Raw genomic sequence first — 3,324 nt, 5'->3', positions numbered from 1 at the left:
TCGGTGTGTGGTTGTTCTTTGAGAACTCAACAGGGTGCTTGTAAAGCCAGTGCCAATTATGATTTATACCCCGGACTGGTCAGTTTTTGCTGGCTGGTTGGGATTCCTTTGGCAACATTTGTTTGTTGTCAGGATGCTGTTCAACTAATTTTTTGTTGGAGAGTTTGATCCTGGCTCAGGACGAACGCTGGCGGCGTGCTTAACACATGCAAGTCGAGCGGAAAGGCCCTTCGGGGTACTCGAGCGGCGAACGGGTGAGTAACACGTGAGCAACCTGCCCCAAGCTTTGGGATAACCCTCGGAAACGGGGGCTAATACCGAATATTACTGCTGGCCGCATGGCTGGTGGTGGAAAGTTTTTCGGCTTGGGATGGGCTCGCGGCCTATCAGCTTGTTGGTGGGGTGATGGCCTACCAAGGCGACGACGGGTAGCCGGCCTGAGAGGGCGACCGGCCACACTGGGACTGAGACACGGCCCAGACTCCTACGGGAGGCAGCAGTGGGGAATATTGCACAATGGGCGGAAGCCTGATGCAGCGACGCCGCGTGAGGGATGACGGCCTTCGGGTTGTAAACCTCTTTCAGCAGGGACGAAGCGAGAGTGACGGTACCTGCAGAAGAAGCACCGGCCAACTACGTGCCAGCAGCCGCGGTAAGACGTAGGGTGCGAGCGTTGTCCGGATTTATTGGGCGTAAAGAGCTCGTAGGCGGCTTGTCGCGTCGACCGTGAAAACTTGGGGCTCAACCCCAAGCCTGCGGTCGATACGGGCAGGCTAGAGTTCGGTAGGGGAGACTGGAATTCCTGGTGTAGCGGTGAAATGCGCAGATATCAGGAGGAACACCGGTGGCGAAGGCGGGTCTCTGGGCCGATACTGACGCTGAGGAGCGAAAGCGTGGGGAGCGAACAGGATTAGATACCCTGGTAGTCCACGCTGTAAACGTTGGGCGCTAGGTGTGGGGGGCCTCTCCGGTTCCCTGTGCCGCAGCTAACGCATTAAGCGCCCCGCCTGGGGAGTACGGCCGCAAGGCTAAAACTCAAAGGAATTGACGGGGGCCCGCACAAGCGGCGGAGCATGCGGATTAATTCGATGCAACGCGAAGAACCTTACCTGGGTTTGACATGGCCGCAAAACTCGCAGAGATGTGAGGTCCTTCGGGGGCGGTCACAGGTGGTGCATGGCTGTCGTCAGCTCGTGTCGTGAGATGTTGGGTTAAGTCCCGCAACGAGCGCAACCCTCGTTCGATGTTGCCAGCGCGTTATGGCGGGGACTCATCGAAGACTGCCGGGGTCAACTCGGAGGAAGGTGGGGATGACGTCAAGTCATCATGCCCCTTATGTCCAGGGCTTCACGCATGCTACAATGGCCGGTACAATGGGCTGCGATACCGTGAGGTGGAGCGAATCCCAAAAAGCCGGTCTCAGTTCGGATCGGGGTCTGCAACTCGACCCCGTGAAGTCGGAGTCGCTAGTAATCGCAGATCAGCAACGCTGCGGTGAATACGTTCCCGGGCCTTGTACACACCGCCCGTCACGTCACGAAAGTCGGCAACACCCGAAGCCGGTGGCCCAACCCTTGTGGAGGGAGCCGTCGAAGGTGGGGCTGGCGATTGGGACGAAGTCGTAACAAGGTAGCCGTACCGGAAGGTGCGGCTGGATCACCTCCTTTCTAAGGAGCACCTTCCGACGAAAGTCGGTAAGGAGCCCGCATCACCCGACTGTGGTGGTGGGGTGCTCGAATGGCGGAGACACTGGCAAGTTTTGCTTCGGCAACGGCCGGGTTCCTTCTAGTACAGCTGCTCTTCGGGGTGGTGGGAACGAAGTCCTGGTGCGGCTGAGGGAGAATGTGAGCACCCTGTTGGGTCCTGAAGGAACAACCGTTGTGTTGTTGTTTCAGAGACGCGCCGGCCCTCCTTGGTGGGGGCTGGGAGTCTGCCAGGCATGGCCTGGCTCCACATACCGCCAACTTCTGGTTGGGTTTGGTGTGGGGCGGATCGGGTTGTGGGTTGGTCGTTTGTTGAGAATTGCACAGTGGACGCGAGCATCTTTGTGGTCAAGTTGTCAAGGGCGAACGGTGAATGCCTTGGCACCAGGAGCCGATGAAGGACGTGGGAGGCCGCGATAGGCCTGGGGGAGCTGTCAACCAAGCTGTGATCCCAGGGTGTCCGAATGGGGAAACCTGGCACCAGTCATGTGGTGTCACCCACACCTGAACACATAGGGTGTGTGGAGGGAACGCGGGGAAGTGAAACATCTCAGTACCCGTAGGAAGAGAAAACAATTTAGTGATTCCGTGAGTAGTGGCGAGCGAAAGCGGATCGAGGCTAAACCGGCTGCGTGTGATACCTGTCAGGGGTTGCGTGGTCGGGGTTGTGGGACCCTGCTGAACAAGCTGACACTTGTTCGAGAAGTTACAAAGTCAGTGGCTAGTCGAACAGTCTGGAATGGCTGACCGTAGACGGTGAGAGTCCGGTAGGTGAAAGTTGCTGACCTTCTGTGGGTGTTCCCGAGTAGCGGCGGACCCCTGAAATCTGCCGTGAATCTGCCAGGACCACCTGGTAAGCCTAAATACTTCCTGGTGACCGATAGCGGACAAGTACCGTGAGGGAATGGTGAAAAGTACCCCGGGAGGGGAGTGAAATAGTACCTGAAACCGTTCGCCTACAATCCGTCGGAGCCTTGCGGGGTGACGGCGTGCCTTTTGAAGAATGAGCCTGCGAGTTAGTGGCATGTGGCGAGGTTAACCCGTGTGGGGGAGCCGTAGCGAAAGCGAGTCTGAATAGGGCGATTCAGTCGCGTGTCCTAGACCCGAAGCGGAGTGATCTAGCCATGGGCAGGCTGAAGCGCGGGTAAGACCGCGTGGAGGGCCGAACCCACCAATGTTGAAAAATTGGGGGATGACCTGTGGTTAGGGGTGAAAGGCCAATCAAACTCCGTGATAGCTGGTTCTCCCCGAAATGCATTTAGGTGCAGCGTCGCGTGTTTCTTGCCGGAGGTAGAGCACTGGATGGTCTAGGGGGCCCACAAGCTTACCGAAATCAGCCAAACTCCGAATGCCGGTAAGTGAGAGCGCGGCAGTGAGACTGCGGGGGATAAGCTTCGTAGTCGAGAGGGAAACAGCCCAGATCACCAGCTAAGGCCCCTAAGCGTGTGCTAAGTGGAAAAGGATGTGGGGTCGCATAGACAACCAGGAGGTTGGCTTAGAAGCAGCCACCCTTTAAAGAGTGCGTAATAGCTCACTGGTCAAGTGGTTCCGCGCCGACAATGTAGCGGGGCTCAAGCACACCGCCGAAGCTGTGGCATTCACATTTTATCCTCGCTTGGAC

1 rRNA gene and 1 other annotated feature (1 of these 2 only partly in view) are annotated in these 3,324 nt (G+C 57.6%); the gene reads left to right on the top strand.

The features are described from left to right. The first annotated feature begins 152 nt into the window (after positions 1–152). Positions 153–1,667: ribosomal RNA gene (locus AB0B48_RS31690) — 16S ribosomal RNA — on the top strand. A 382-nt stretch (positions 1,668–2,049) separates the two neighbouring features. Beyond that, positions 2,050–3,324 (top strand) — a sequence feature (mutual gap in cmsearch alignment for this rRNA model is longer than 100) (it continues 1,934 nt past the right edge of the window).

The sequence above is a fragment of the Micromonospora sp. NPDC049089 genome (assembly GCF_040648775.1).
Lineage (GTDB): Bacteria > Actinomycetota > Actinomycetes > Mycobacteriales > Micromonosporaceae > Micromonospora.
This window is presented reverse-complemented; position numbering and strand designations above follow the sequence as displayed.